This is a genomic window from Siphonobacter sp. BAB-5405 (assembly GCF_002872335.1).
In the GTDB taxonomy this organism is placed as follows: Bacteria; Bacteroidota; Bacteroidia; order Cytophagales; family Spirosomataceae; genus Siphonobacter.
The window spans coordinates 1-708 of the sequence record NZ_NJAG01000061.1 but is presented as its reverse complement, the minus strand read 5'-3'; the positions used below and the strand labels follow the sequence as shown (position 1 = coordinate 708).

Sequence of the window (708 nt, the reverse complement as noted above, 5' to 3'; positions counted from 1 at the left end):
TTGACCCGGCTACGGAGCTTGATAAATGCTCCATAGTACCAATCGTAGTGAAAGGGCCGAGCCAGAGGGGAATGTAGTAGGGTAGTGTAACCTTAACCTTGTTGAGGCGAGCCGTGAAATAATGGCCAAATTCATGTACAGTCAGTACTGCCAGAAAAGGAAGTGAAAACGCCAGTCCGCCCAGAATGTCCGAAAGGGTACAAGGGAGGATTGGCGTAAAAGAGAAGTTCCGTTCGTCCATTCTGCCCCCGCAATCGTCGTGGTCACAATGGTTAGAACAAATAAAATGAGTTGGGTATATAAACGACGCCGGGTACGGCTCATACAGTCAAGGCTTTCGAGAAATGTGGCTCCGGCGGGTTAGTAATCGAGTAATTTATCAAGTACGGTGCCGAGCGGATTCAACCAGATGGTTTGTAGTACCAACGGTTGCAGCTGATATTCAACCAGATGGTTGTATACCAACGGTTGCAGCTGATTCAATATTATCAGCGTTATCGTCAATAAATACACTTTCTTCCGGCAAAAGGCCACCCCCTTCCTGGAGGGCGTGACGGTAAAATTCCGGATCGGGTTTCATGAACCCATTTCGTACGAAAGAAAAGGTTTTTCAAAGAGACTCATGAAATCATAGCCCATGGCGGCGGCTCGCTTCACGATTTCCCGAACGTGAATGGGATTCGTATTACTCAACAGAAATACGCGATA

3 protein-coding genes are annotated in these 708 nt (G+C 47.3%); all 3 read right to left on the bottom strand.

What is annotated here, in order from left to right; all coding sequences use genetic code 11:
- Window positions 1–241, bottom strand: a 241-nt coding sequence (locus BWI97_RS28635; RefSeq protein WP_369826669.1) for a site-2 protease family protein, incomplete at its 3' end; no start/stop codon positions are given.
- A 119-nt stretch (window positions 242–360) separates the two neighbouring features.
- Complete coding sequence (locus BWI97_RS29060) at window positions 361–483, bottom strand: hypothetical protein (RefSeq protein ID WP_255403221.1); 123 nt, start codon at window positions 481–483, stop codon at window positions 361–363.
- Window positions 443–580 (bottom strand): HAD-IA family hydrolase, encoded by a 138-nt coding sequence (locus BWI97_RS29360; RefSeq protein WP_102203267.1) that lies wholly within the window; start codon window positions 578–580, stop codon window positions 443–445. Before BWI97_RS29360 ends, BWI97_RS29060 begins: the two co-directional genes overlap by 41 nt.
- Window positions 581–708: the final 128 nt, after the last annotated feature.

Excerpts from the sequence above, each read along its gene's own strand:
- BWI97_RS29360 (WP_102203267.1), bottom strand. The coding sequence starts at position 580 with ATGAAACCCGATCCGGAATTTTACCGTCACGCCCTCCAGGAAGGGGGT.